Raw genomic sequence first — 24463 nt, forward strand, 5'->3', positions numbered from 1 at the left:
TCGTAGAGGTCGCGGAAGTAGCGCTCCGCGTCAGGGGTCATCCCCGGCAGGGAGTCCCCGCTGCCCACCAGCGAAGCGAACATGTCCCGCTGGGGGGTGACCACTTTCCGCATCGAGATGAGCGACCGCTTCATGTCGAACAGGCGTCCGAGCTGCTCCTCCGTGGGACGCTCGAGGATCTCGTCCTCGAGCTCGTCAATCTTGTCGTCGAGGTTGGACAGGACCGGGAAGTAGCCGTCCACGAGAGTGTCCACGACCCTGTAGAGGAGCATCACGTGATCGGCTGCCGTACCCGACCGCCGGGCGAGGCGCTCTGCGAGCCCGGAGAAATCCGGGCAGGGCTGGTGGTGCACGGTCACGAGGAAGCTCTCGGTGTAGAAGCAGTGCACCTCGGCCAGACGCGCTTCGGCGGTAGCCCCGTACACGACGAGCAGGGCGAAGTCTTCGTACATGTCGATCTTCGGGCGCTGGCCGAAGTGCTCCGCGTCCTCCACGGCAAGGGGGTGGAAGTGGAACGTGTCGCTGAGCAGAGCGACGACCTCGTCGTCGACCCCCTCGATATCAGCCCAGAAGTGGGTGCCGGACTCCATGAGTCGATTGATGTTGGCGACATCGAGGTGCTCGGCTTTGCCGTCGACGGTGATCAGGTGGCCTTCCATGGCCGCCATTGTGCCGCCGGGCGCCTCCGGGGAGGTGGTCCCTCCGGGTCACGCGCGCGCGGGTAGCCCCAGCTCCCTCGCGATCAGCATCCGCTGAACCTCCGACGTCCCTTCGCCGATCTCGAGGATCTTGGCGTCGCGGTAGAACCGGCCGACGGGAGTCTCGTTCATGAACCCGTATCCACCGAAGATCTGGGTGGCCTCCCTGGCGTTGACCATCGCGGCATCCGACGCGACGAGCTTGGCGATGGCAGCTTCCTTCTTGAACGGCTTCCCTGCTTCGAGGCGTGCAGCGGCGTCGCGGTACGCGAGCCTCGCCACGTGGGTGCGGGCTTCCATGTCGGCGATCTTGAACTGGAGAACCTGGTACTCGGAGATCTTGTGGCCGAACGCCTCGCGTTCATCGACGTAGCGCAGGCATTCGTCCACGCAGCCCTGCGCGAGTCCCACCGACAGGGCGGCGATGGCAATGCGCCCCTCATCGAGTGTCCGCAGGAACTGCGCGTACCCGCGCCCGCGCTCGCCGAGGAGGTTCGATTCCGGAACCCGGCAGTCCGTGAAGGAGAGCTCCCGGGTGTCGGACGCGAGCCACCCCACCTTCGAGTACTTCTTCGAGACCGAGAACCCCGGCGTGCCCGACGGGACGATGATCGCTGAGATCTCCGGCCGCCCGCGCCCATCCTTGCCGGTCACTGCAGTGACCGTCACGAGGGCCGTGATGTCGGTGCCGGAGTTCGTGATGAACGACTTCGTCCCGTTGATCACCCATTGGCCGCCGTCGAGCGTGGCGGTCGTGCGGGTGGCGCCGGCATCGGTCCCTCCGCCGGGCTCCGTGAGCCCGAACGCGCCGAGCGCACGGCCGGAGCAGAGGGCGGGGAGCCACCGCTGGCGCTGTTCCTCTGTGCCGAACCGGAATATCGGCATGGCACCCAGCCCGACGCCTGCCTCCAGGGTGATGGCGACCGACGAGTCGACCCTTGCGAGCTCCTCCAGCGAAAGGCAGAAAGTGGTGTAATCGCCCCCCATCCCGCCGTACTCCTCCGGGAACGGCAACCCGAACAGGCCCATCTCGCCCATCTTCCCGACGATCGTGTAGGGGAACTCTTCGCGCTCGTAGATCTCAGCGATGACGGGCGAGATCTCGGTCCGCGCGAACCGTTCGACGGTCGCGCGAAACGCCTCTTGTTCAGGTGAGAGATCCATCACGGCTCTTCTAGCGCGTCTTCAAGGGCGGGTGCGCCGCCGGCGAGGGCCTGCACGACGCGCGACGGGCTCGGCCTGCCGAGCTTCTGGGCCATCCACGAGCTGGTCGCGACGAGCGATTCGAGGTCGACACCGGTGTCGATGCCGAGCCCGTGGAGCATCCAGACCAGGTCCTCCGTAGCGAGGTTCCCAGTGGCGCTGTCCGCGTATGGGCAACCTCCCAAACCACCCGCCGAAGCGTCGACGGTGGCCACCCCTGCTTCGAGAGCGGCGAGCGTGTTGGCGAGCGCCTGGCCGTAGGTGTCGTGGAAGTGCACGGCGAGCTGTCCGGTTGCGATGCCAGCCGACCCGAGACCGTCCAGCAAGTCGTGGACCTGCCCCGGCGTCGCCACCCCGATGGTGTCACCGACGCTCAACTCGTCGCATCCCATCTCCATCAACCGTTTGCAGACACCGACGACCTGACCAGGCTCGACGGGCCCTTCCCAGGGGTCGCCGAAGCACATCGACACGTAGCAGCGAACCCACATCCCGTTCGACTTCGCCGAAGCCACAACGGGTTCGAACATGCGAAGCGACTCGTCGACGCTGCGATTGAGGTTTCGCCGGGCGAAGCTCTCGGTTGCGCTGCCGAACACGGCGATGTGGCTCACCCCGGCGGCGACCGCCCGGTCGAGCCCCGCCTGGTTGGGGACCAGGACCGGCAACCGCAGGCCGGGGCGGACGGGAAGGAGCGGGTACAGCTCGCCGGCGTCCGCGAGCTGAGGCACCCAGCGCGGAGATACGAAGCTGGTGGCCTCGATGGTCGACAGGCCGCTCGACGCCAACCGCTCTATGAACTCCAGCTTCGTGGCGAGGGAGACCGGCGACGCTTCGTTCTGGAGGCCGTCGCGCGGGCCCACCTCGTAGACGCCCACCCGACCGGGCAGGCCGGCGATCGGGTGGGGGTCCGGAGCCCTCATCGATCGTCGCCCGTAGCGAGCTCGGCCAGTGGCTGACCCAGCGCGACGGCTTGCTGCTCGACGACGAGGACCTTCGACACCATCCCGTCCGATGGTGCCGCTACGACGTGTTCCATCTTCATCGCCTCGACGGTGACGATCGGTTCGCCTCGCCGTACGGCCGCGCCCTGCTTGACGTGGACGGCGAGGACGGTGCCGGGCATAGGGCTGGTAACCGCACCACCGGCAGTTGCACGGTGGCGGCTCTCGCCGACGGCGTCATGCAATCGGGTGAGCTCCCAGGACTCGCCTGCCCTGCAGATCCACATCGTGTCCCCTTCGGCGGCGAAGAGATATTGCTCTGCTACGCCGTCGAACTCGATCGACGCTGACGAATCTCCTTCGAGAAAGACTCTCGCCGTGACGGGACCTGAACCCTGCCACGACACGTGGGCACCGGAGAAGGGGTCGCCCGCGACTGACACCTCGATTTCCCGGTCCTCGATTTCCCGGTCGTCGACCGACCACCGGCTGGCTCGCGCGACGGGACCACCGACCCTCCATCCGTCCGGCAAGCTCCAGGGATCGCCGCTCTTCGAAGCCGCGCGCTGGATGGCCTCGGCCACTACCGCCGCTGCGCCTGCAGCCCGGCCGTGGTCGTCGTGGCTCATGAGGCCTGGGGTGACCCTGTCGACCAAGCCGGTGTCGAGGTTGCCGGACACGACATCGCCGTCGGCGAGAAGGCGGTGGAGGAAAGAGACGTTCGTGCGGACCCCGGCGACGGCTGTGGCGCCGAGGGCCCAGCGGAGCCGGGCGAGGGCCTGGTCACGGTCCTCGCCCCAAGCGATCACCTTCGCCAGCATCGGGTCGTAGCTGACGCCGACCTTCGTCCCGACCGAGAGTGCCGAGTCGACCCGCACCCCTTCTCCCTCCGGCTCCCGGAGCAACCGGATGGTTCCGGTCGACGGCAGGAATCCGTTGGCGGGGTCTTCGGCGTACACCCTCGCTTCGACGGCATGACCGCTCGCCGGAGGTGGGTCACTCCAAGGAAGTCGATCGCCCGACGCCAGCCGGACCTGCCACTCGACGAGGTCGATCCCGCGGACCATCTCGGTCACCGGGTGCTCCACCTGCAGCCGTGTGTTCATCTCCATGAAGAAGAACTCGCCCGGCGTGTCCGCCGAGACGATGAACTCCACCGTGCCGGCGCCGCTGTAGCCGCACGCTTTGGCCACGGCGACGGCTGCGCTCTCCATGGCCGAACGCGTCGCCGCATCGAGAAGAGGAGAGGGCGTCTCCTCGACGATCTTCTGGTGCCGTCTCTGCAGGCTGCACTCGCGCTCACCGAGGGCGAGAACGGCGCCGTGGTTGTCGGCGATCACCTGGATCTCGATGTGACGGGGCCGCGCGACGAATCTCTCCACCAGGAGCGCGCCGTCCCCGAAGGCTGCGACGGCCTCCCTTCTCGCAGCCGCGATCGCTGCCGGCAGTGCCTCCACAGAGTCGACGCGGCGCATGCCTTTGCCCCCGCCTCCCGCCGAGGGCTTGAACAGGACGGGCAGGCCGATCCCGAGCGCCGCCTCGGCGAGCTGGGTGTCGTCGAGCTCTCGGTCCGAGACCCCTGGCACGACCGGCACCCCCGCAGCGGATGCGATGTTCTTGGCGTTGATCTTGTCGCCCATCGCGCGGATCGTCTCCGCGGAGGGCCCGATGAACACGACGCCGGCCTTCGTGCACGCTTCGGCGAGGGCGGGGTTCTCGGAGAGGAAACCGTACCCGGGGTGCAGGGCATCGGCCCCCGAAGCGACAGCCGCGCCGACCACCGCCCCCACGTCGAGATAGCCAGCCGGTCCGCCGATGCGAAAAGCGGCGTCCGCCATGCCGCGGTGCAGGGAATCTTCATCCGCATCGGTGAAGACCGCGACAGAACGTATGCCCATCGATCTCAGGGTGCGGGCCACCCTGACGGAGATCTCACCTCGGTTGGCGACGAGGACGGAGCGGATCGGCACCGTCACATCCTGAACACGCCGTAGCCGACCGGCTCGATCGGAGCGTCTCCCGCCGCCGCGATGGCGAGTCCCAGTACACGTCGGGTGTCTACAGGGTCGATGATCCCGTCGTCCCACAACCTGGCTGTCGCGTAATACGGGTTGCCCTGCTGCTCGTACTGCTCCCGGATCGGCGCTTTGAAGTCCTCGGTCTGCTCGTCGGTCCAGGAGTCGTCGCGGTTTGCGACGGTCGCCAGGACCGACGCTGCCTGCTCCCCGCCCATCACCGATATCCGGGCGTTCGGCCACGTCCACAAGAAGCGCGGCGAGTATGCCCGCCCGCACATCGAATAATTGCCGGCGCCGAAGCTGCCGCCGACGATCACCGTGAACTTGGGCACCCGCGCACAGGCGACAGCGGTGACCATCTTCGCCCCGTGCTTCGCGATGCCTCCCTCTTCGTATTCACGACCGACCATGAAGCCGGTGATGTTCTGCAGGAACACGAGTGGTATCCGCCTCTGGTCGCACAGCTGTATGAAATGCGCGCCCTTCAGCGCCGACTCGCTGAACAGGACACCGTTGTTGGCGACGATCCCGACCGGGTGGCCCCAGATGCGCGCGAACCCGGTGACCAGCGTGGGGCCGTACTCCGGCTTGAACTCCATGAACCTGCTGCCGTCGACGATCCGTCCGATCACCTCGTGAACGTCATACGGGGTGCGGGTGTCGGAGCTCACGACGCCGTAGAGCTCGCCGGGATCGAGCCGCGGCTCTTCGACGGGGCCCGTGCTCCACGCCGGGACCGGAGGCGGCGGGAGCGTCGCCACTATCGCCCGCACCATGGCGAGTGCCTCGCGGTCGTCGGCGGCGAGGTGATCCGTGACCCCCGAACGCCTGGCATGCAACTCGCCACCCCCGAGCTCCTCCGCGGTCACCACCTCGCCGGTCGCGGCCTTCACCAGGGGAGGGCCCCCGAGGAAAATGGTGCCCTGGTTGGCGACGATGACGTTCTCGTCGCTCATCGCCGGCACGTATGCACCCCCCGCGGTGCAGGACCCGAGCACGGCGGAAACCTGCGCGATCCCCGCTGCCGACAGGTTCGCCTGGTTGTAGAAGATCCTGCCGAAGTGGTCCCGGTCGGGGAACACCTCGTCCTGGGCGGGCAGGAAAGCGCCGCCGGAATCGACCAGGTAGATGCACGGCAGGCGGTTCTGCCGGGCAACCTCCTGCGCTCTCAGGTGCTTCTTCACGGTCATGGGGTAGTACGTGCCGCCCTTGACCGTCGCGTCGTTGGCCACGATCACGCAGCGGCGCCCGGACACGACCCCCACCCCGGTTATCAAGCCGGCCGCCGGGCAGCCGTCGTCGTACATGCCGCCCGCCGCGAGGGGCGACAGTTCCAGGAAGGGTGTCCCAGGGTCGAGCAAGACCTCCACCCGGTCCCGGGGTAGCAGCTTGCCGCGCGCCGTGTGGCGCTCCCGGGCGGCGTTCGGGCCGCCCAGCGATGCGGAATGGAGGCGCCGGCGCAGTTCGCCGGCCAGCGCCGCGTGGTGTTCGTGGTTGTGCTGGAACGACCGCGATCTCGTGTCTACCGCGCTGCTCAGCATCGGGGACTCCCGCTGTGGCGCGGCGGCATGAGTGGCCATGCCAGGGATGATAGGAGGAGGGCAGGGGTCGGCTGGGGTGGCGGGCGGCTCCGTCCAGGTAGTTTCGTGGTGACAGGAAGCCCAGATCGGGGGACAGTTGTACGCACGCCGCCACGCCCAGGAGAACCCGGACCAACCCGCCATCGTGATGGCAGGAACCGGGGCGGTGACCACGTTCGGGGAATACGAGGAGCGATGCAACCAGGTCACGCACCTCCTGCGGTCGGCCGGCCTCAACCGCGGTGACCACGTCTCGGTCCTGATGGAGAACTGCCCGCAGATACTCGAGATACAGGGGGCGGCTGAGCGGATCGGGCTCTACTACACCCTCGTCAACTCGCACCTGTCACCCGACGAAGTCGCGTACATAGTCACCGATTCCTGCTCGAGGGTGTTCTTCAGCTCCGTGGCCAAGAGCGAAATTGCCGAGGCGGCCGCCGAGCAGTGCCCGAAAGTCGAGCGGCTTTTCATGGCGGGCGCAGACATCGCCCGGGGCAGGTGGGAGCCCTACGAGGACGCGATCGCGGCCTTTCCCGTGGACCCGGTCCCGGACGAAGCGATGGGCTCGGCGATGCTCTACTCGTCGGGCACCACCGGGCACCCGAAGGGGATCATCAGGCCATTGCCCGAGGGAACGCCCGAAGAGCAACCCGACCAGACCTCTTACTTCCGGTTCGTGTGGGGCCTCAGGGACAACATGGTGTACCTGAATCCCGCACCGCTGTATCACTCGGCACCCCAGCGCAGCGTGTCTCTCGCACTTTCGATGGGGTCGACGTCGGTGGTGATGGAGCGCTTCGACCCGGAGGACTGGCTTCGCCTGGTAGAGCGGTACCGGGTAACCCATTGCCAGATGGTCCCCACCATGTTCACGAGGCTGCTCCGGCTGCCTGAAGACGTCCGCCTCCGCTACGACACCTCGTCGCTGGAACGCATCATCCACGCAGCTGCGCCGTGCCCGGTGCCGATCAAGAAGGCGATGATCGAATGGCTGGGGCCGATCCTCAACGAGTACTACGCGGCCACCGAGGGCAACGGCATGACGTTCTGCGAGTCGAGGGAGTGGCTGGAGCACCCGGGCACCGTCGGGCGCTGCCTGTTGGGAGAGATGCACATCCTCGACGAGGAGGGCAACGAATGCCCCACTGGTGTGGACGGCACCGTCTGGTTCAAGGGGGCGACCAACTTCGAATACTTCAACGATCCCGCAAAGACGGCCGAGAACCGCTCGGCGGACGGGCAGATGAGCACGGTCGGGGACGTCGGCCATGTCGACGAAGAGGGCTACCTGTACCTGACCGACCGCAAGACCTACATGATCATCTCGGGAGGGGTCAACATCTACCCGCAGGAGACGGAGAACCTCCTGTCCACCCACCCCAAGGTCCTCGACGTCGCCGTGATCGGAGTACCCAACGACGACCTCGGGGAGGAGGTCAAAGCGGTCGTTCAACTGGTGGACCCCGCCGAGGCAGGTCCCGAGACGGAAGCCGAGCTGATCCGCTTCTGCCGGGAGCACGTGGCCCACTTCAAGTGCCCACGTTCGGTCGATTTCGTCGACGAGCTTCCGCGGCTGCCCACCGGCAAGCTCTACAAGCGCCTGCTCAGGGACAAGTACTGGGAGGGTCATCGGTCCTCGATCGTGTGACTCCCATACGCTGGGGGGCATGGCCAGCGCATTGACGGGGGTCAGGGCGTTTCTGACCGGGCGTGACCCGAGGGCTACGACCCGCCACCGCGACGTACAGGGCGGTGGATCGAGGGCAGCCGTCCTCGGCGCCGGCGACGGGCTGCTGACCAACGTCTCGCTGGTGCTGGGCGTCGCCGGAGCGTCAGCGGGCGCGTCGACGGTGCGGCTGGCCGGGGTCGCCGGACTCCTGGCCGGGGCATTCTCCATGGCCGCGGGGGAGCTCATCTCGGTCCGGGCACAGCAGGAGCTGACCCAGCGGGAACTCGAGGTGGAGCGCCAGGAGCTCAGGGACGAGCCGGAGGCGGAGCGCCGGGAGCTGGCGGGCATGTTCCGGGCGCGAGGGCTCTCGGCGGAAGAGGCCGACGTGGTCTCGCGGATCCTCTCGACCAACCACGCCGTGGCTCTCGACACCCACGCCCGCATGGAACTGGGCATCGATCCGAACGCCTCGGGGGCGGCGGAGCGCGCGGCGGTCCTGTCGTTTCTGTCCTTCTCGCTGGGGGCGATCCTCCCACTGCTGCCGTGGTTCTTCACGCGTGGAGCAGCGGCCGTCGTGGGGTCGATCGTCATCGGAGCGCTTGCCGCGCTCACGCTGGGAGCACTCATCGGCGCGTTGGCCGGGAGGAGCATTCCGCGGACGGCACTCCGCCAGATCGTCGTCGCGGCGATCGCAGCCGGGGTGACGTACGGGGTCGGCCACCTCTTGGGAGTGTCCGCGACGTGACGGACGTTCGCAGCGCGCCGGCGGGCATGTTGAGACGCGGCGAGCTGCGCCTCGGCGAGTTGCTGGCCGAAGGCGGAGAAGGCCGGGTGTTCGCGCTGCCACTCCAACCCCACCTCGTCTTCAAGGAGTACCAGCATCCTTTCTCCCGCGACCATCTCCGGGACCTCGTCTCCTGGCCCGAAGGAGGCGACCAGCTTCTGGCCGAGCGAGTCCGGGCGTGCGCTTCCTGGCCGACCGCCGTGGTTGAAGCCCAGTCCCCGCGCGGCGCAAGCGCCGCCCTCTCCCTGGCCGAGGGTGTGGTGATGCCGAGAGCGCCCCGGCGCTTCGCGCTGCGCCACCGCGACGGCGTCACCCGGCTGGCCACACTCAGTTACCTGACAGCCGACCCTGCCTACCGGGAGGTCGCGTACGGGATCGAGCTCCCCGCGGCGTTCACCCCGGAGCGGCTGGGAATCGTGTACGCGCTGGCGCGGCTGCTCGAAGCCTTCGAGAAGCTGCAACCAGCGGTGGGCCACGGCGACCTGTCCGCCAAGAACGTCCTGTGGTCCCTGCAACGAGGTCCCGAGGTATTCGTCATCGACTGTGACAACTGCGAGCGATTCGGCCCCGATGGCGAACCGGGAAGCCAGGAAGGGCGCCGCCGCGCAATGACACCGAACTGGGACGACCCGGCGGTGGCACCTGGAAGCAATCCGGGGCTCGAGGCGGACCGGTACTCGTTGGCGCTGATCTTCCTCCGCGTGGCCGGCGCAGCGAACTTCCCCGTGCAGGCTCGCCAGAGACAGGGGCAGGCGATAACGATCGAATTCCCCGTTCCGCGCGGGTATGCCAGCGAGGTCCTGCTCGGACCGGCTGCGCCGCTGTGGGACATGTGCTCGCGGGGTCTGAGCCTCAGTGACCCCGGCGGGAGGCCGCCGGCGAGCGCGTGGGTTGCAGAGCTCGAAGCGGTTCTCGACGCGGTTGGGGCCGCAGGCTTGATGCGTGCAGTGTGGGCGACTCAGGACGGCGGCCCTACCCGTGAGCACCGCGTCGCTCCGGCGGGTGGGGGAGCGGATGTGACGATACGCCCGGTCGTTGCGCCGCCGCGTCCAGCGCCTCCCCGTCGCCTCGTCGCTGCTACTGCCCCGGCACGCAGCAATGCGCAACCTTTGCCGGTGCCTCAAACGGCGTACCCGCTCTTCCATGAAGCGACCTCGCCACCCGCGGTGAGCCGGCAATTCGCCGACGGCGTGGTGATCGCCTTGCGGTGGTGGCTCGGCGCGCACCGGGTTCTGTTGCGTCCGGCGACCGGGGCGCGAGCCGGCCGCCACTGGGGCGGTCAGCTCGCCCTGTGCGCGGCGGTGGACCTTGCGGGCGCGGCGGTCGCTCTTTTCATTGTTGCCATGGCTACAGCACCGGTGCTCGGTATATGACGGGTAGCGTGGCGGCGAGATGAGCTCCGTGAATGTCGGCGTCGAGGAGCGCTACGCCGTCTTCCCCTTCTACCTCTGCCTGGACGTCTCCGCCTCCATGGCCGGAGCGCCGATCGACAGCGTCAACAGGGAGCTGCCCCTCCTGCGTTCGAGCGTCGGCGAGGATCCCGCCATCGCGGAGGTCATCCGCTTCGGGATCGTCACGTTCAGCGACGTCGCACACACGGCGCTCCCTCTCTGCGACCTGAGCCTCGTCGAAGCGGTGCCCGAGCTCGCAGCGCAGGGCCGCACGTCCTACTCAGCTGCGTTCGACCACCTCCGCAGGATCATCGAGGATGACTACAACACCGGCAGGGCGGGCGGCGACAAGTGGTATCGCCCCGCGGTCGTGTTCGTCTCCGACGGGAGACCCACCGATGATCCAGAGCGTTGGCGCGCAGCGCTTGGCCGCCTCGCGGATCCCAGCTGGCGGCGGCGGCCGAACATCCTCGCCTTCGGGTTCGGCGATGCCGACCCGTCGATCCTCGCCGAGGTGGTCGGATCCCAGCCGAACCGGGCCTTCGTCGCCGATGAGGGAGCCCCTCCGAGCCGGGTGGTTCCCGAGCTGATGTCCGGTCTCGTCAAGTCCATCGTCAGTTCGTCCGCGAGCGTTTACACCGGATCGGCGCAGCTGGTGGTCCCTGAACTGCCGAGCATGCACGCCATACCGGTCGACCCGCTGGACTGACTCCGTGCGAGACTTTGGGCGCCCGTCGCCTGCGGCGGCCATCGAACCGCCGCTTCGCTCACCGGCAGGCGCGACATCCGCCGGCTACCGCGCCGACGGGGGTGCCACAGGCTGGTGCGTCCTGCGTGCCGCGACCGTCACCGGAGTCGGGCACAGGCTCGCCGGTGAGGGAAACCAGGACTACTACGCATGGGCAGACGCCGGTGCGCGCCTCGCGTTGGCCGTCGCCGACGGGCTTGGGTCGGTCCCGGGCTCGGACTGTGCTGCCCATCTCGCCGCCGGCGCCGCGGTGGCTGCCGCCTGCGATGCGTACGGCACTCCGCTGGATGCAGCGCTCGCCGGCGTCGCGTGCGCCGAGGCGGGGCTTCGCGGCGTGGAGGCAGCGCAGGGTGCCACGACTCTCATCGTCGGCGTCGCCGAGCCCGGGCGAGAGATCGCTCTCGCGCGCGTCGGCGACAGCACCGCCTTCATCGTGACTCCGGGGGCCCAACAGGAGAGCGAGTCGTGGCGCGAGGTGTTCCCCCCGCCTTCCGGCGACGAAGACCTGGTGACCGTCGCGACCGGCGCTCTGACGGCCACCATGGACAGTCCACCGGCGAGTATCGAATCGGTGGAGGTAGAGCTGTTGGACGGGGAGGTGCTCGTCGTCGTCAGCGACGGTGTTGCAGTACCGTGGAGGGACGGTCCGTCAACGGTGGCGCCGGCGATGGCCGAAGGAATCCTCGCAAGACCTTCGCCATTGCAGCTTGCCGGCCTCGCGGACTTCTCCCGGCAGGGGTGCCACGACGACAGGACGATCCTGGCCCTGTGGCTCGCGCGGGACGGCTCACCGCCCGCGGATGAATGAAGGGCATTCGGGTGGTGCCCCATCTCGGCTCAGAGCACGTCTGCGAGAGCCTCGACCCTGGCACCGCTGAGAGCCCATGCCTCCACCACATATCCCCCGCCCGGAATGAGCCCCGCAACGAGGATGGACAGTGTCGTGAAGAAACTCCATCGCATCCGCGCCCGCACGAGGAGCACGAGGATCAGGTAGAGCGTGAACACGCAGCCGTGGGTGAAGCCGACCACCATCAGGGCGGCGGCCCAGGCGCCGGCGAACCTGTAACCCGTGAGGGATACGACCCAGGCGAGGCACAGCACTACGAAGAAGGTCGCCTCCCAGAACGCGACCTTGCGCAGGAGCTTGATCATCCTCACCGGTCACGGAGGGTACTTCGGGTGAACCCTGCTGTCTTCGCAGCGCAGACACGCATTTGACCGTTTCCGCCTCGTACGCTCCGGTACCGGGCTGAGATCTGGTAGCGTTCCCGGCTGGTAAGGGGAGTAGCCCTTCGCCGGTCGATCGACATGCTGGCGTGATGAGCGCCCGGTCACCGGGTCTGCGCTGAGCGGACGGGCGAGACCTTCCGTCTGTGCCATGTCGTCGTGGCCGGGCGGAGGTTCACGACTCTCGCCCGGCAGAAGGATCGCAACGGGTGAACCCCTACGTCGTGTTGATCGCCTTCCCGGTCGTCTTCTTGGGCGAACTGCCGGACAAGACGATGTTCGCCAGTCTCGTCATGGCCACCCGGGGTAAGCCTGGCCAGGTGTGGCTGGGCGCTGCCGGCGCCTTCGCGCTGCACGTCGCGATCGCCACCACCGTCGGGGCAGTGATCTTCTCCTTCCTGCCAGTCCGGGTGGTCGAGGGGATCGTCGCCGTGTTGTTCTTGGCCGGGGCGGGATACGCGTTGTGGTTGGGCGGCCGGGAGAAGGACTCTCGGACCACCGGAGAACCCCCCCGCCACGGAGCTTTGGTCACCGCGTTCGTGGTCATCTTCCTGGCCGAATGGGGTGACCTCACCCAGATGCTCACGGCGAACCTGGCAGCGCACTACCGCTCGACGCTGGCGGTGGCGGTCGGGGCGACGCTGGCCCTGTGGGCGGTCGCAGCTCTGGCGGTTACCGGCGGGCAGGTGCTGCTGCGGTGGGTAAAGGTGGGGACCGTCCGTAAAGTCACCGCGGTCGTGCTGATCGGCCTGGCCGCCTACAGCGCCGGGTCGGCGCTGCGTTGACGAATGCCGAGACGCTTACCACCCGATCCGGACAAAGGGAGACCCATTCCGCTGGTCCCTCATAATCTTCCTGTCTAGACCCTTGCCACCTTGTCCACTTACGGTTACCATCAGCCGCGCCCGGCACCCGCCGGGAGTGACAAGAAAACGGGGGGAGTGGCGACGACGAATCGCCACCATATCGGGAGGGTAGATGTCCATGTTGTCACGACGTAGGCTTATTGGGACCGTCGCGTGCGTCGTCACCATCGCCCTCGGGCTGGCCGGCTGCGGATCGAGCTCGAAGAACACGGCCGGAGGTACGACCAACACCACGACCGGTAACAAGGCGACCGGATCGCCCCTTGTTGTCGGATTGATTTGCTCCTGCAGCGGGAACCCACTCGCGAACAACCTCTCAGAGCGTGTCTACCAGGCCTTCGTCAGCTGGGCGAACGACAACGGCGGGATCGAGGGACATCCGATCCAGCTGATCACAGAAAACGACAACTTCGTTCCGGCCACATCAATCAGCGAGGTGCACACTCTCGTGGCCGACCACATCGTGGCCCTTGTCGACGAGTCGCAGTTCGACATCACCTGGGCGTCGTACATCCAGTCGACCGGAATCCCGGTGATCGGCGCACAGACGGCATCCGAGCCGTTCTTCCAGAACCCGGACTTCTTTGCCGAGGCCATGACCGAGGACGCGCTGTTCACCGCGGTCATCTCGACAGGGAAATCGCAGGGCGCCAAGACCATCGGTGAGCTCTACTGCGCCGAGTCGGTGATCTGCCAGCAGGGGATCGCCCCGTTCAAGGCGGCCGGCCAGGCTTTGGGCGTATCGGTGCCCCTCTTCGCATCGATCTCGGCTACTGCGCCGAGCTACGCCTCGCAGTGCATCGCCGCACAGCAGGCTCACGTAGACGCGCTGTACGTCGCCGACGCGTCGACGGTCATAGCCAGGGTGGCGCAGAACTGCACCCAGCAGGGCTACAAGCCGATGTACCTGATCGACGGTGAGAGCCTGTCCCCGTTCCTGCCGACAACACCGGGGATCAGCGAGAACCTCGCGGCTCCGGTGCCCGGTCTTCCCTACTTCGCGACCGACCAGCCGGTTGTCAAGACGATGGTCGACGCGCTGAACAAGTACGCACCGGGCCTGCAGTCCGACCCCAACTACAACGAGGTGGTGTCCGAGGCTTGGCCGGCGGGGATCATGCTCCAGGCGGCAGCCAAGGCGGGCGGGCTGACATCGAGCACCACTCCCACGGCAACGCTGCTCCAGAACGGGCTGCACTCGTTCAACGGGGAAACCCTCGGCGGCTGGGCGCCGCCGCTGACCTTCAAGGCGGGCCAGGCCAACCCGGTGCACTGCTGGTTCGTCTCGGCGTTGAAGAACGGGGTGTACAGCATGCCTCAGGGCCAAACCCCACAGTGCATGAAATAGCTCGAGTCAGTTGCACTCGCCTCAGTTGACCCGGCCGGCCGTGATCGTTCGCTCTAGCCGACGTTCACGGCCGGAGCTACCGGCCGGCCCATAGAGGAGTTCTTGTCGTGCACGGCTTCTTGCCCTTCATTGTCATCGGGCTGGCGACCGGAGCCGTCTACGGCCTCGGCGGCATGGGCCTGGTCCTCACCTACAAGACGTCGGGGATATTCAACGTCGGCTACGGGGCGGTTGCAGCCGCCGACGTCTTCGTCTTCTATTTCCTTCGCGTCAACGAGGGCCTCTCTTGGCCGCTCACCGCCGCCATCTGCCTGCTGGTGGTGGCTCCGGTACTCGGCTTGCTGCTGGAAGTCCTGGCCCGGTCGCTTCACAACGCGACGGAAACGGTGAAGGTGGTCGCGACAGTCGGCCTCATACTGATCGTGGAGGCGATCGGTTATCTCTGGAATCCGTACCAGGCGCCCACGTTCCCCTACATCCTCCCTCAGTCGACGGTGAGGATGCTCGGGGTCAACGTCACCTGGGCCAACATCATCATCTTCCTCTTCTCGGTGGTCTCCGCAGCCGTCTTGTACTGGTTCTTCCGGTCGGTCCGGCTGGGCGTCGTCATGCGCGGGGTGGTCGACAATCCCGACCTGGTCTCGATGAGCGGCGACGACCCGGTGCTGGTCCGGCGGTGGGCGTGGGTGATCGGAACCGTCTTCGCGGCCGTTGCCGGGCTCATGCTGGCGCCGGCGTTGCCCGTCGACGGCGTGACGCTTCCTACGGCGATCTTCGCCACGTTCGGAGCCGCCGCCATCGGCTATTTCACCAGCCTTCCGTGGACCTTCGTCGGCGGCCTCGTGGTCGGTATCGCCACGGCGATCCTGGACAAGTACTCGGCGAGGGCGGTTTGGATCGGGGGCTTCGCACCGGCCCTGCCGTTCGTAATCCTTTTCCTCGTGCTGATTGTCACCCCCCGCGCCCGGCTCGCGACAAGGCGATTCAGCGCCCAGAGGCGGACCCGGGTCTCGTACCACGCTCCGCTGAGGGTCCGCCTCGTTACCGGCGCTGTGGCGGTAGCGCTGCTGGCCATGGTGCCATCGATGCAGGCCGGGAAGATCGCCATGTGGTCGAACGCTCTGATCACGATGATCCTCTTTCTCTCGCTCGGGCTGCTGGTGCGCCGTTCCGGGCAGATCTCGCTTTGCCAGTTCGCCTTCGCTGCGGTCGGGGCCGCGGCCTTCGGCCACATCGCCTCAGCTCACGTCCCATGGCTGTTCGCCCTGATCCTCGCCACCCTGGTCGCTGTGCCCGTCGGCGCGTTGATCGCCATCCCCGCCATCCGAGTGTCCGGCGTGTTCCTGGCACTCGCCACGCTCGGATTCGGGATCCTGATGGAGCAGGCTCTCTACACCAGGTCCTTCCTGTTCGGCGACACGACCCTCGGCACCAACGACCCCCGCCCACACATTTCCGTCTTCGGGCTCGACCTGTCGAGCGACAAGGGCTTCTACTACCTCCTGCTGCTCATCGTCGTGCTCGTCGTGCTCGTCTACTCGGCCATCGGCAGCGGACGGCTCGGACGGCTCCTCGAGGGCATGGCTGACTCCGAGCTTGCCCTCGAGACCAACGGAGCGAGCTCGAGCACGTTGAAGGTGATCGTCTTCTGCATCTCGGCGGCCATCGCGTCGCTGGCCGGTGCCCTGACCGGGATGCTCTACCAGTACGCGGTCGGGACCTACTTCCCGTCGTTCGGCTCGTTGAGCCTCGTGGCTCTGGTGGTCATCATCACCGTCGGCGACCCGTGGTTCGCCGTGATGGGTTCCATCGGCTACGCGGTGATCCCCGGTTACATATCCGGGAACACGGTCACCTACGTCCTGACCATGCTCTTCGGAGTCGGCGCCATCACCGCCGCGCACGGGACCACAAGGGCGGCGACGATGCCGATGCGAATCCGGGCGGCACTCGACCGGCTCGGGGGCCGGACGACCCCGGAGGCGCTGACTCCGCTGACGGTCGAGGCACCGCCCGGGCCGCGCATTGCCGTCCAGCGCGCCGAGCGGCCCGAGGCCGTTCGAACCGGCTCGGCTCAACCGGGCTCGGCGCCAGAGGGGCTCGAGGTGCGCGACCTCTCCGTCCACTTCGGCGGCGTGAAGGCCGTCAACGGTGTCAGCTTGAGCGCGCCCATGGGCAGGATCACCGGTCTCGTGGGCCCGAACGGGGCCGGCAAGACGACGATCTTCAACGCGTGCAGCGGGCTCAACCGGCCGACCGCCGGCCGAATCTTCCTGCACGGCGCCGAGGTCACCGGGGAGGGACCGGCGGCGCGGGCGCGCAGAGGTCTCGGCCGAACCTTCCAGCGCACCGAGCTCTTCAACAGCCTCACCGTTCGCCAGAACATCGCTCTCGGCCGCGAAGCCCCGATGGCGGGCGTCAACCCGCTGGCCATGGTGTTCGCCTCGCGGGCCGGCGGCCGGCTCGTCGCGGACGCCACCGATGATGCCCTCACCCTGACCGGTACGCGATGGCTCGCCGATGTCCAGGTCGGGCTGCTACCGATCGGGCAGCGCCGGCTGGTCGAGCTTGCGAGAACGCTGGCCGGACCGTTCGACGTGCTCCTGCTGGACGAGCCCTCCTCCGGTCTGGACGGCCGGGAAACCCACCAGTTCGGCCAGGTCCTCCAGACGGTGATAGCGGAGCGGGGCTGCGGCATCCTGCTCGTCGAACACGACATGACACTGGTGCGCGAGGTCTGCGACTACGTCCACGTTCTCGACTTCGGCATCCAGATCTTCGAGGGGACGCCGGAGGAGATGCACGCTTCGGGGGCGGTTCGCGCCGCCTATCTCGGTGACACCGCGGCGGTAGGCGCAGGAAGGGACGCCTACGAGGATGGGCTGCAGTCCATCCCTTCGATGGAGTAGAGGGTCGTGTTGCAACTCGAGTCGGTCAGCGCCGGGTACGGGGATTCGATCGTCCTTCGCGACGTCAACTTCAGCGTGGGCGACGGTGAGGTCGTCGCGCTCCTCGGCCCCAACGGTGCAGGTAAGACGACGCTCCTGCGGACCGCCTCCGGGTTCGTGCGCCCCCGTTCCGGCCGGATCGAGTTCTGCGGCGAGGACCTGACCGGGCGACCCCCGCACGTCTACACACGTCGAGGCGTGTGCCACCTTCCGGAGGGACGCGGCATCTTCCCGACGCTCACCGTGCGGGAGAACCTGGTGATCCAGAGCCGCAAGAAGCTGAGCGAATCGATCGCCGCGGCGGCCGCGCTGTTCCCAGTCCTCGCCAATAGGCTCAGCCAGACCGCCGGAAGCCTCTCCGGCGGCGAACAGCAGATGCTCGCGCTCACCCGCGCGTACCTCGCCGAGCCGAAGCTCGTCGTCGTCGACGAAGCCTCCCTCGGGTTGGCCCCACTGGTGGTGGACAAGATCTACGAGGCCCTCGCCCATCTCGTCGCCGAGGGCATGTCGGTCGTGGTCGTGGAGCAGTACGTGCACCGGGCGTTGGAGCTGGCAACGACGTTGTACATCCTCAGCCGCGGCGAGATCATCCACGTCGGTCCGGCGAAAGAGATCGGCCCGGAGCAGATATACGAGAAATACCTCGGCCTCGAGTAACTGCTGTGCGGATGGGGATTGCACGTGTGATCGTCGCGGCACGCGACGTGCCGGAAGAAGCCTTTTGGAGAGGACGGGCCGAGCTTGCCGACATGGGCTACGAGCTTCTGCCCCAATCGCCGGCGTCTGTCTGGGCCGACCGCGAGATAGCGTTCGTCCTCGAGGGCGATGACCGCGCCGAGCTGACAGCAGAAGCCTTAGCTGCCGCCCGAAGGGCCTACGGCGACGGAGTACGGCCCGGGGTGGCCACCTTCTTGAGCCGGGGCACCGACGCCGACGTTCAAGGCGTGGCGGCCGCGTTCGGGGTGCACGTAGACGTGACCCGCATAGAAGAGGCTGGCGCCGAGGTCGTGCTGGTGGAAGTTTCCGCTGCCGACCTGCAGCGCGTCCCGGAAGGCAAGCTGCACACGGCGCTCGAAGCCGCCCTCAACGCCGAGGTGAGGATCACCAGGCGTGCACCGGGACCGCACGAGTAGTCCCCTTACGGCATCGGGTCGAGCGCGCTACTGGGCGCCGGCACCCAGTCCCACGGTCTGGCGGAGGAAACGGTGCGCCTGCTCGGGCGGCAGCTCCACCTGGAACGGGAGCCACAGCAGGTCGCGGACGCACACGGCCAGCAGGTCGAGGTCGGGGTAGGGACGGAAGGTGCCCTCCGAGACTCCTGACGCGAGAATCGATCGGAGAAGGCTGAACCGCCTCCGGTTCTCCTCGAGGGCGGCGTCGGGCTTGTCCGGAGTCAGGCTCCGCCACCATGTCTTCACGATGTCGTACTCGCTGTGGAACTGCACGCCGGCGAGCGCCATCATCCCGAACAGGCCGTCGAGGCCGTCCGCCGGCGTCTCCGCGCTTGCGACGACCCGCTCGGTGGCGGCCAGCAGCGCCGAGGAGAACCGGTTGACGATGTTGGCGAACAGAGCGTCCTTCGACGGGAAATGTCGGTAGAGGCTCGCCGGCCGCATGCCTGCGGCGTCGGCGACGTCCCGCATGGTCGTGGCGTCGAAACCGCGCCGGGCGAACTCCGCGCGTGCCGCCGCGAGGATCTCCTGCTGACGGCCTTCCGCTCCGCCGTCCGGCATCGCCGACCATTCGCGCGCGATCTCGTCCAGAGCCAGGGCGACGCGACCGGCCTGTTCGCCTCGCGGGTCGGCACCCTCCAGCCAAAGGCCGTCGACCAGCACGGACGTCAGCGTGTCGGCCACCTGCTCCGACGAGGCGTGGGCGGCGAGCTCGCCGGCGATCAACACGCCGTGGTGCAGCGCGAGCGCAAGCAGCCGGAGGTCTACCTCGGGCACGCGCAGCGCGCCCGACTTCGCCGCCCGCTCCACCAGGGCCGTCCATGTGCGCTCGAGCCCGGCGGGCTGCAGCTTGACGAGTTCGCGCAGAAGGCTGGTCGCACTCGACGGTGCGTCGTAAAGGCAGAGCTTTACCGCAGCACGGTGATCCTGGGAGAAAGTCGCCACCTCTCGCGCGAAGGACCGCAGGACGCGGAGAGGCTCGTCCGTCGATGCCAGGCTGCGGGCGGTGATGGCCCGGAGGTCGGGCTCCATGGCCTCGATGAGCTCCACCGCGATGGCCTCTTTGGATTCGAAGTGGTGGTAGAGGCTGCCGGGCAGGATGTGGGCGCCTTCCGCGATCTCGCGCAGGGATGTCGAGACATAGCCGGACTTCGCGAACTGCTCGGCCGCCACCGCCAGGATCTCATCGCGACGGGACTCACCCCGGGCGCTAGCGCTTCGAGCGGTCGAGTTGGGCACGGCGACGAGTATCCCTCACCAGGGCGAACAGAGGTGGGGCCTCGCCCGGCTTCAGCGTGTGCGGGGGAAACCGAGGTCGACCGTGGAACTCGCCGGGTCGGGCCAGCGGCTCGTGACGACCTTGGCTCGTGTGTAGAAGCGGACGCCATCCGGTCCGTACATGTGGGTGTCGCCGAACAGCGAGTCCTTCCAGCCTCCGAAGCTGTAGGAGGCTACGGGCACGGGAATGGGAACGTTGATGCCCACCATTCCGACCTGGCAGTCGAACTGGAACTGGCGGGCGGCGCCGCCGTCACGGGTGAAGATGGCGGTTCCGTTTCCGTATGGGTTGGCGTTGACCAGCTGCAAGGCTTCGTCGTAGGTCTCGACGCGTACGACCGAGACGATCGGCCCGAAGATCTCATCGCGATACACCTGCATGTCTGGCTGGACCCCGTCGACGAGGCTCGGCCCGAGGAAGAAGCCCGATGTCGGCACGTCGTGGTGGCGGCCGTCGACGACCACCTCGGCGCCGGCGGCGCGCCCGGCATCGAGGTAGGAGGCGACGCGCTCGCGGTGCTCGGCGGTGATCAGCGGGCCCATGTCGCTGTCAGGGTCGGATCCCGGACCGACACGCAACTTGGGCAGGCGGGCGGCGATCGCGCCCACCAGCAGGTCTGCGGCGGCGCCGACCGCGACGACGACGGATATGGCCATGCAGCGCTCTCCAGCCGATCCGTAGCCGGCGGACACGGCAGCATCGGCCGCCAGGTCGATATCGGCGTCGGGGAGGACGACCATGTGGTTCTTGGCGCCTCCCAGGGCTTGCACCCGCTTGCCGGCATGGGTGCCGACCTCATAGATGTGCCTGGCTATCGGGGTCGACCCCACAAAGGAGACGGCGGCCACGTCTGGCGCTGCGAGAAGAGCTTCCACCGCCTCGCGGTCACCGTTGACGACGTTGAACACGCCGGCGGGGACGCCCGAGTCTTTCAGCAAATGCGCCAGCAGCAGCGATGTCGAAGGGTCTTTCTCCGACGGCTTCAGCACGAAGGTGTTGCCGCAGGCGAGGGCGTTGGCAAGCATCCACAGCGGCACCATGGCGGGGAAGTTGAACGGAGTGATACCGGCCACCACCCCGAGGGGCTGGCGGATCGAGTAGACGTCCACACCGGTCGACACCTGCTCTGAGTACTCACCCTTGAGCAGCTGCTGGGCCCCGCAGGCGAACTCGACGTTCTCGATGCCCCGTGCCACCTCTCCGAGCGCGTCCGCAGCGGTCTTGCCGTGCTCGGAAGTGATGAGGGCCGCCAGCTCCTTGCGGTTGGCGTCCAGCAGCTCCCTGAAGCGGAAGAGAATGTCACTGCGGCGCGACGACGGCATCGCCCGCCACCCCGGGAACGCCTGGCGTGCGACCTGGACCGCACGGTTCACCTCCTCCTCCGACGCCAGTGAGACCTGTGCCTGCTGTACGCCCGTGGCCGGGTCCCACACCGGTCCGGTCCTGCCGTTACCACCCTCGACCGCCTCGCCCCCGACCCAATGCTCGATACGTCGCATGACCATGAGAGTAGCCACAGCGATGGAAGCGGGCCCGGCGTGTCGTGTCCTTGTACAGCGAGGTGACGCATGGTACGATCACGCGAACAAACATTTGGTTGCGATCCCGCCGAGGGGGTCTTGTGACTTCGCACCCTGACGACAGCATCCCCGTGATCGACGCCAGCGTCCACATATTCTTCGACGGGGCCGCCGATATGCGCTCCTACCTGCAGGAGCCGTTCAAGAGCCGCGGGATTCCCGACTACGAGATGAGCATGTACGGCGCGCCCGGTGGGGAATACGCGCCGGGCACCCAGCACCCGGATGGCCGGTATCCGGGCTCGGATCCGGAGTTCGTCGGCCGCCACCTCTTCGAGGAGCTGGGCGTGGCCGCCGCCGTCCTGCACCCGATGAGCAAGGGCATTCTCCCCGACCGCCATCTGAACAGCGCGGTGCTTGCCGCCCACAACGACATGATGGTGAGTCGCTGGCTCGAGAGCGGGACGTACCGCGACCGCTTCTACGGCACCCTGCGGGTGAACCCCGACGACATCGACGGGGCATTGAAGGAGATGGCGCGCTGGCGGGGGCACCCCCGAATCGTCCAGCTAGGCGTTCCTCTCCAGTCGCGGGACCTGTACGGAAAGCCGCAGTACCGGCCGCTCTGGCGCGCGGCCGCCGAGGCCGGGCTGCCGGTCGCCGTGCACATCGAGGTGGGCTCCAGCGTGACGACGGCGCCGACGCCGTCAGGTCACACCCGCACGTACGCCCAGTACGTCGGGTTCATGGCCCTCAACTACATCTACCACCAGATGAACATGATCGCGGAGGGCGTGTTCGAGGAGCTGCCCGATTTCAAGGTGGTCTGGGCGGACGGTGCCGCGGACATGCTGACGCCGTTCATCTGGCGCATGGACACATTCGGCCGGCCCCACCTGGAGCAGACACCGTGGGCGCCGGAGATGCCGAGTCACTACCTGCCAGACCACGTCTACTTCGTGCAGAGCAGCGTCGACGGCCCCGCCGACGCCGATTTCGCCGGCGAGTGGCTGCGTATGACCGGCAAGGAGAACATGGTCATGTTCGGGTCCAGCTATCCCCACTGGCAGCTGGCCACGGTCGACGCCTTCCCGCCTGCGTGGAGTCCCGAGCAGCGGGAGCGGGTGCTTTGGCGCAACGCGGCTTCCCTCTACGGCATCGACATCGCAGCGCACGCCGGCGGAGTCGGCGTCTCAGGTTCCTGAATCGCAGTTTCAAGAGAGTTTGCAGCAGTTTCGAAAGAAAGGATGAACCGAGATGGCCATCACCGAGATCCATGAGCGGACCGCACCACCGGCGTTGAAGCCCATCCGGGTCGTCGACTCGGACGTCCACCCGGTGCCCCGTCGCGGGGCCACCCTCGAATACTTCCCGGAGCCGTTCCGCAGCAAGTACCTCCTGTCGCACCCGATCGGCGAGACGATCACCTACGACGCTCCCGACTACTTCTACGCCCAGGCCATGCGTGTCGACTCGTTCCCCACAGACGGCGAGTTCCCGGGGAGTGATCCCGACCTCGCCTTCCGCCAGGCGATCCTCGAGGCTGGCTGCGATATCGGCATTCTCGAACCGCTGGCCGGAGGTTGGTACAACGATCCCGACGCGCTGCACGCCGCGGCCATCGCCATGAACCGCTGGCAGGACGCCGTCTGGCTGAGCAGCGAGGGCAACTGGCACCAGCGCTGGCGGGGGTCTGTCAGCGTCTCCATCGAGGCGCCCGAAGCCGCCGCCCGGGAGATCGAGCACTGGGCCGGTCACCCGTATATCGCCCAGATCCTGATCAAGGCCGAGCCGCGGCCATCGTGGGGGGACCCGAAGTACAACCCCATCTGGGAGGCGGCCGTCCGCCACGACCTGCCGGTGACCTGCCACCTCGGCCGGGGTCAGTACGACAACCTGCCCATCCCTCCGGTCGGCCTGCCGAGCTACAACCACGATTTCATGGTCACGTACTCGCTTCTGGCTGCCAACCAGGTGATGAGCCTCGTCTTCGACGGGGTCTTCGACCGATTCCCGGCACTGCGCATCGTGCTCGTCGAGCACGCCTTCACCTGGATCCTGCCTCTCATGTGGCGGATGGACGCCATTTACAGTGCCCGCGGGTCGGAAACCGGTCTGCGCCGCAAGCCTTCCGAGTACGTGAAGGACCATATCCGCTTCACGACCCAGCCGCTGGACTACCCGGAGGACAGGCTGGAGCTGGCGCGGGCGATCGAGTGGATGGAGGGCGGGAAGATCCTGCTGTACTCGTCGGACTACCCGCACTGGACCTTCGACGACCCCCGCTGGCTCGTCAAGCATCTGCCCGAGAGCGTCCGCGACAACGTGATGTACAGGAACGGGATCGAGACGTACCACCTTCCCGAGACCGTCCCGGCACTCGAGGGCCAGACACAGGTGGTCTTCTGACCTCCCGATCCACTTCCGGAACCGACATCCCGGCATTGGGGGCAGGGTGAGCATCGTCAGAGACGCTCGTCCGGCAGGGCGCGAGCAGGTCGTCTGTCACGTCGACGAGATCCCCGTTGGGTCGCACAAGGTCGTTCCCATCGGCCGGCACGGCGTGGGCATTTACAACGTCGCGGGTACGTTCTACGCGATCGCCAACTACTGCCCGCATGAGGGCGGCCCGCTGTGCAGCGGCCGGGTTCGTGGAAAGACGGTCGTGGATCCCGAGAGGCCCGGGGACTCGGCGACGGTGCGCGAAGGAGAGTTCATCCACTGCCCCTGGCACCAGTGGGGCTTCGAGCTCGCCACCGGCACCACAACCGTCAAGCCCGAGTGGAGCATCAGGACCTACCCGGTCAGGGTGATGGACCAGCACGTGGTGATCACGGCGTAGAACCACAGCGAGAAGAAGCCCGGGGCGGTCTCCCGGGGAGAGTTCTTCGGATCGCACGGCGGTTGCGGGTGCTGGAGCTCTCCGCGGCACCGGATAGGGGGAGGTAGAGCGAGGATGGGCATGGAGTTCGCGAAGATCAACGGGGGAAGGGTCGCCTACGACCTCCTCGGTCCCGAGGACGGTGAGCCTCTGGTGCTGACACCCGGGGGTCGGTTCAGCATGG

21 protein-coding genes are annotated in these 24463 nt (G+C 67.5%); 13 read left to right on the forward strand and 8 right to left on the reverse strand.

All coding sequences use genetic code 11. The features are described 5' to 3' along the window. From VNF71_02845 to VNF71_02865, 5 genes are all read right to left on the reverse strand, one after another. A partial coding sequence (locus VNF71_02845) for a magnesium transporter CorA family protein (protein HVA73485.1) occupies positions 1-659 on the reverse strand: 659 nt, incomplete at its 3' end. A gap of 48 nt (positions 660-707) precedes the next feature. Then, positions 708-1862 carry an acyl-CoA dehydrogenase family protein gene (locus VNF71_02850; GenBank protein ID HVA73486.1) on the reverse strand — a complete coding sequence of 385 codons (1155 nt, stop codon included), beginning with the start codon at positions 1860-1862 and terminating at the stop codon, positions 708-710. Continuing rightward, a complete protein-coding gene (locus tag VNF71_02855; protein ID HVA73487.1) occupies positions 1862-2824 on the reverse strand; it encodes a hydroxymethylglutaryl-CoA lyase in 963 nt (320 codons plus the stop codon). The genes VNF71_02850 and VNF71_02855 overlap by 1 nt, the downstream gene beginning before the upstream one ends. Next, a complete protein-coding gene (locus VNF71_02860; protein HVA73488.1) occupies positions 2821-4815 on the reverse strand; it encodes a biotin carboxylase N-terminal domain-containing protein in 1995 nt (664 codons plus the stop codon). The genes VNF71_02855 and VNF71_02860 overlap by 4 nt, the downstream gene beginning before the upstream one ends. Positions 4816-4817: 2 nt before the next feature. Then, positions 4818-6443 carry a carboxyl transferase domain-containing protein gene (locus VNF71_02865; GenBank protein HVA73489.1) on the reverse strand — a complete coding sequence of 542 codons (1626 nt, stop codon included), beginning with the start codon at positions 6441-6443 and terminating at the stop codon, positions 4818-4820. Between the two features lie 97 nt (positions 6444-6540). Between VNF71_02865 and VNF71_02870 the strand changes: the two genes are divergently transcribed. The 5 genes from VNF71_02870 to VNF71_02890 are packed head-to-tail and all read left to right on the forward strand — an operon-like array spanning position 6541 to position 11843. After that, on the forward strand, positions 6541-8091 hold the full coding sequence (locus VNF71_02870) for an AMP-binding protein (protein ID HVA73490.1): 1551 nt from the start codon (positions 6541-6543) through the stop codon (positions 8089-8091). A gap of 19 nt (positions 8092-8110) precedes the next feature. After that, complete coding sequence (locus VNF71_02875; GenBank protein HVA73491.1) at positions 8111-8857, forward strand: VIT1/CCC1 transporter family protein; 747 nt, start codon at positions 8111-8113, stop codon at positions 8855-8857. Then, positions 8854-10269 (forward strand): hypothetical protein, encoded by a 1416-nt coding sequence (locus VNF71_02880; GenBank protein ID HVA73492.1) that lies wholly within the window; start codon positions 8854-8856, stop codon positions 10267-10269. The genes VNF71_02875 and VNF71_02880 overlap by 4 nt, the downstream gene beginning before the upstream one ends. 19 nt (positions 10270-10288) lie before the next feature. Then, positions 10289-10996 (forward strand): VWA domain-containing protein, encoded by a 708-nt coding sequence (locus VNF71_02885; protein ID HVA73493.1) that lies wholly within the window; start codon positions 10289-10291, stop codon positions 10994-10996. A 4-nt stretch (positions 10997-11000) separates the two neighbouring features. Beyond that, on the forward strand, positions 11001-11843 hold the full coding sequence (locus VNF71_02890; protein ID HVA73494.1) for a protein phosphatase 2C domain-containing protein: 843 nt from the start codon (positions 11001-11003) through the stop codon (positions 11841-11843). A gap of 29 nt (positions 11844-11872) precedes the next feature. Here the strand turns inward: VNF71_02890 and VNF71_02895 are convergent, their stop codons facing one another. Then, positions 11873-12190: a DUF3817 domain-containing protein gene (locus VNF71_02895; protein ID HVA73495.1), complete on the reverse strand. Its 318-nt coding sequence runs from the start codon at positions 12188-12190 to the stop codon at positions 11873-11875. 284 nt (positions 12191-12474) lie between these two features. Here VNF71_02895 and VNF71_02900 point away from each other — a divergent pair, with 284 nt between their 5' ends. The 5 genes from VNF71_02900 (at position 12475) to VNF71_02920 (ending at position 18560) form a co-directional block, all read left to right on the forward strand. Beyond that, complete coding sequence (locus tag VNF71_02900; protein ID HVA73496.1) at positions 12475-13050, forward strand: TMEM165/GDT1 family protein; 576 nt, start codon at positions 12475-12477, stop codon at positions 13048-13050. 199 nt (positions 13051-13249) lie between these two features. Continuing rightward, a complete protein-coding gene (locus VNF71_02905; protein ID HVA73497.1) occupies positions 13250-14479 on the forward strand; it encodes an ABC transporter substrate-binding protein in 1230 nt (409 codons plus the stop codon). Positions 14480-14586: 107 nt separating this feature from the next. Continuing rightward, the gene (locus tag VNF71_02910; protein HVA73498.1) at positions 14587-17388 is read left to right on the forward strand and encodes a branched-chain amino acid ABC transporter permease/ATP-binding protein; all 2802 of its coding nucleotides are present in this window, start codon (positions 14587-14589) and stop codon (positions 17386-17388) included. A gap of 6 nt (positions 17389-17394) precedes the next feature. Then, positions 17395-18084 carry an ABC transporter ATP-binding protein gene (locus tag VNF71_02915; GenBank protein HVA73499.1) on the forward strand — a complete coding sequence of 230 codons (690 nt, stop codon included), beginning with the start codon at positions 17395-17397 and terminating at the stop codon, positions 18082-18084. 11 nt (positions 18085-18095) lie between these two features. Then, positions 18096-18560: a hypothetical protein gene (locus tag VNF71_02920; GenBank protein ID HVA73500.1), complete on the forward strand. Its 465-nt coding sequence runs from the start codon at positions 18096-18098 to the stop codon at positions 18558-18560. A 27-nt stretch (positions 18561-18587) separates the two neighbouring features. Here the strand turns inward: VNF71_02920 and VNF71_02925 are convergent, their stop codons facing one another. Both VNF71_02925 and VNF71_02930 read right to left on the reverse strand, forming a co-directional pair. Continuing rightward, on the reverse strand, positions 18588-19838 hold the full coding sequence (locus tag VNF71_02925) for a TetR/AcrR family transcriptional regulator (protein ID HVA73501.1): 1251 nt from the start codon (positions 19836-19838) through the stop codon (positions 18588-18590). A 51-nt stretch (positions 19839-19889) separates the two neighbouring features. Beyond that, positions 19890-21377: a CoA-acylating methylmalonate-semialdehyde dehydrogenase gene (locus VNF71_02930; GenBank protein HVA73502.1), complete on the reverse strand. Its 1488-nt coding sequence runs from the start codon at positions 21375-21377 to the stop codon at positions 19890-19892. A 122-nt stretch (positions 21378-21499) separates the two neighbouring features. Here VNF71_02930 and VNF71_02935 point away from each other — a divergent pair, with 122 nt between their 5' ends. Genes VNF71_02935 through VNF71_02945 form a run of 3 tightly spaced genes read left to right on the forward strand, consistent with a single transcriptional unit; the run spans position 21500 to position 24240 of the window. Then, positions 21500-22603 (forward strand): amidohydrolase family protein, encoded by a 1104-nt coding sequence (locus tag VNF71_02935; GenBank protein ID HVA73503.1) that lies wholly within the window; start codon positions 21500-21502, stop codon positions 22601-22603. A 52-nt stretch (positions 22604-22655) separates the two neighbouring features. Further along, a complete protein-coding gene (locus tag VNF71_02940) occupies positions 22656-23807 on the forward strand; it encodes an amidohydrolase family protein (protein ID HVA73504.1) in 1152 nt (383 codons plus the stop codon). Positions 23808-23853: 46 nt separating this feature from the next. After that, positions 23854-24240 (forward strand): Rieske 2Fe-2S domain-containing protein, encoded by a 387-nt coding sequence (locus tag VNF71_02945; GenBank protein HVA73505.1) that lies wholly within the window; start codon positions 23854-23856, stop codon positions 24238-24240. Positions 24241-24463 lie beyond the last annotated feature (223 nt).

The sequence above is a fragment of the Acidimicrobiales bacterium genome (assembly GCA_035533095.1).
Taxonomy (GTDB): domain Bacteria; phylum Actinomycetota; class Acidimicrobiia; order Acidimicrobiales; family Palsa-688; genus DATLUM01.

Coding starts and splice junctions, on each gene's coding strand:
- VNF71_02850 (HVA73486.1), bottom strand. CDS start 1,862: ATGGATCTCTCACCTGAACAAGAGGCGTTTCGCGCGACCGTCGAACGG.
- VNF71_02855 (HVA73487.1), bottom strand. CDS start 2,824: ATGAGGGCTCCGGACCCCCACCCGATCGCCGGCCTGCCCGGTCGGGTG.
- VNF71_02865 (HVA73489.1), bottom strand. CDS start 6,443: ATGGCCACTCATGCCGCCGCGCCACAGCGGGAGTCCCCGATGCTGAGC.
- VNF71_02875 (HVA73491.1), top strand. CDS start 8,111: ATGGCCAGCGCATTGACGGGGGTCAGGGCGTTTCTGACCGGGCGTGAC.
- VNF71_02885 (HVA73493.1), top strand. CDS start 10,289: ATGAGCTCCGTGAATGTCGGCGTCGAGGAGCGCTACGCCGTCTTCCCC.
- VNF71_02895 (HVA73495.1), bottom strand. CDS start 12,190: ATGATCAAGCTCCTGCGCAAGGTCGCGTTCTGGGAGGCGACCTTCTTC.
- VNF71_02905 (HVA73497.1), top strand. CDS start 13,250: ATGTTGTCACGACGTAGGCTTATTGGGACCGTCGCGTGCGTCGTCACC.
- VNF71_02920 (HVA73500.1), top strand. CDS start 18,096: ATGGGGATTGCACGTGTGATCGTCGCGGCACGCGACGTGCCGGAAGAA.
- VNF71_02930 (HVA73502.1), bottom strand. CDS start 21,377: ATGCGACGTATCGAGCATTGGGTCGGGGGCGAGGCGGTCGAGGGTGGT.
- VNF71_02940 (HVA73504.1), top strand. CDS start 22,656: ATGGCCATCACCGAGATCCATGAGCGGACCGCACCACCGGCGTTGAAG.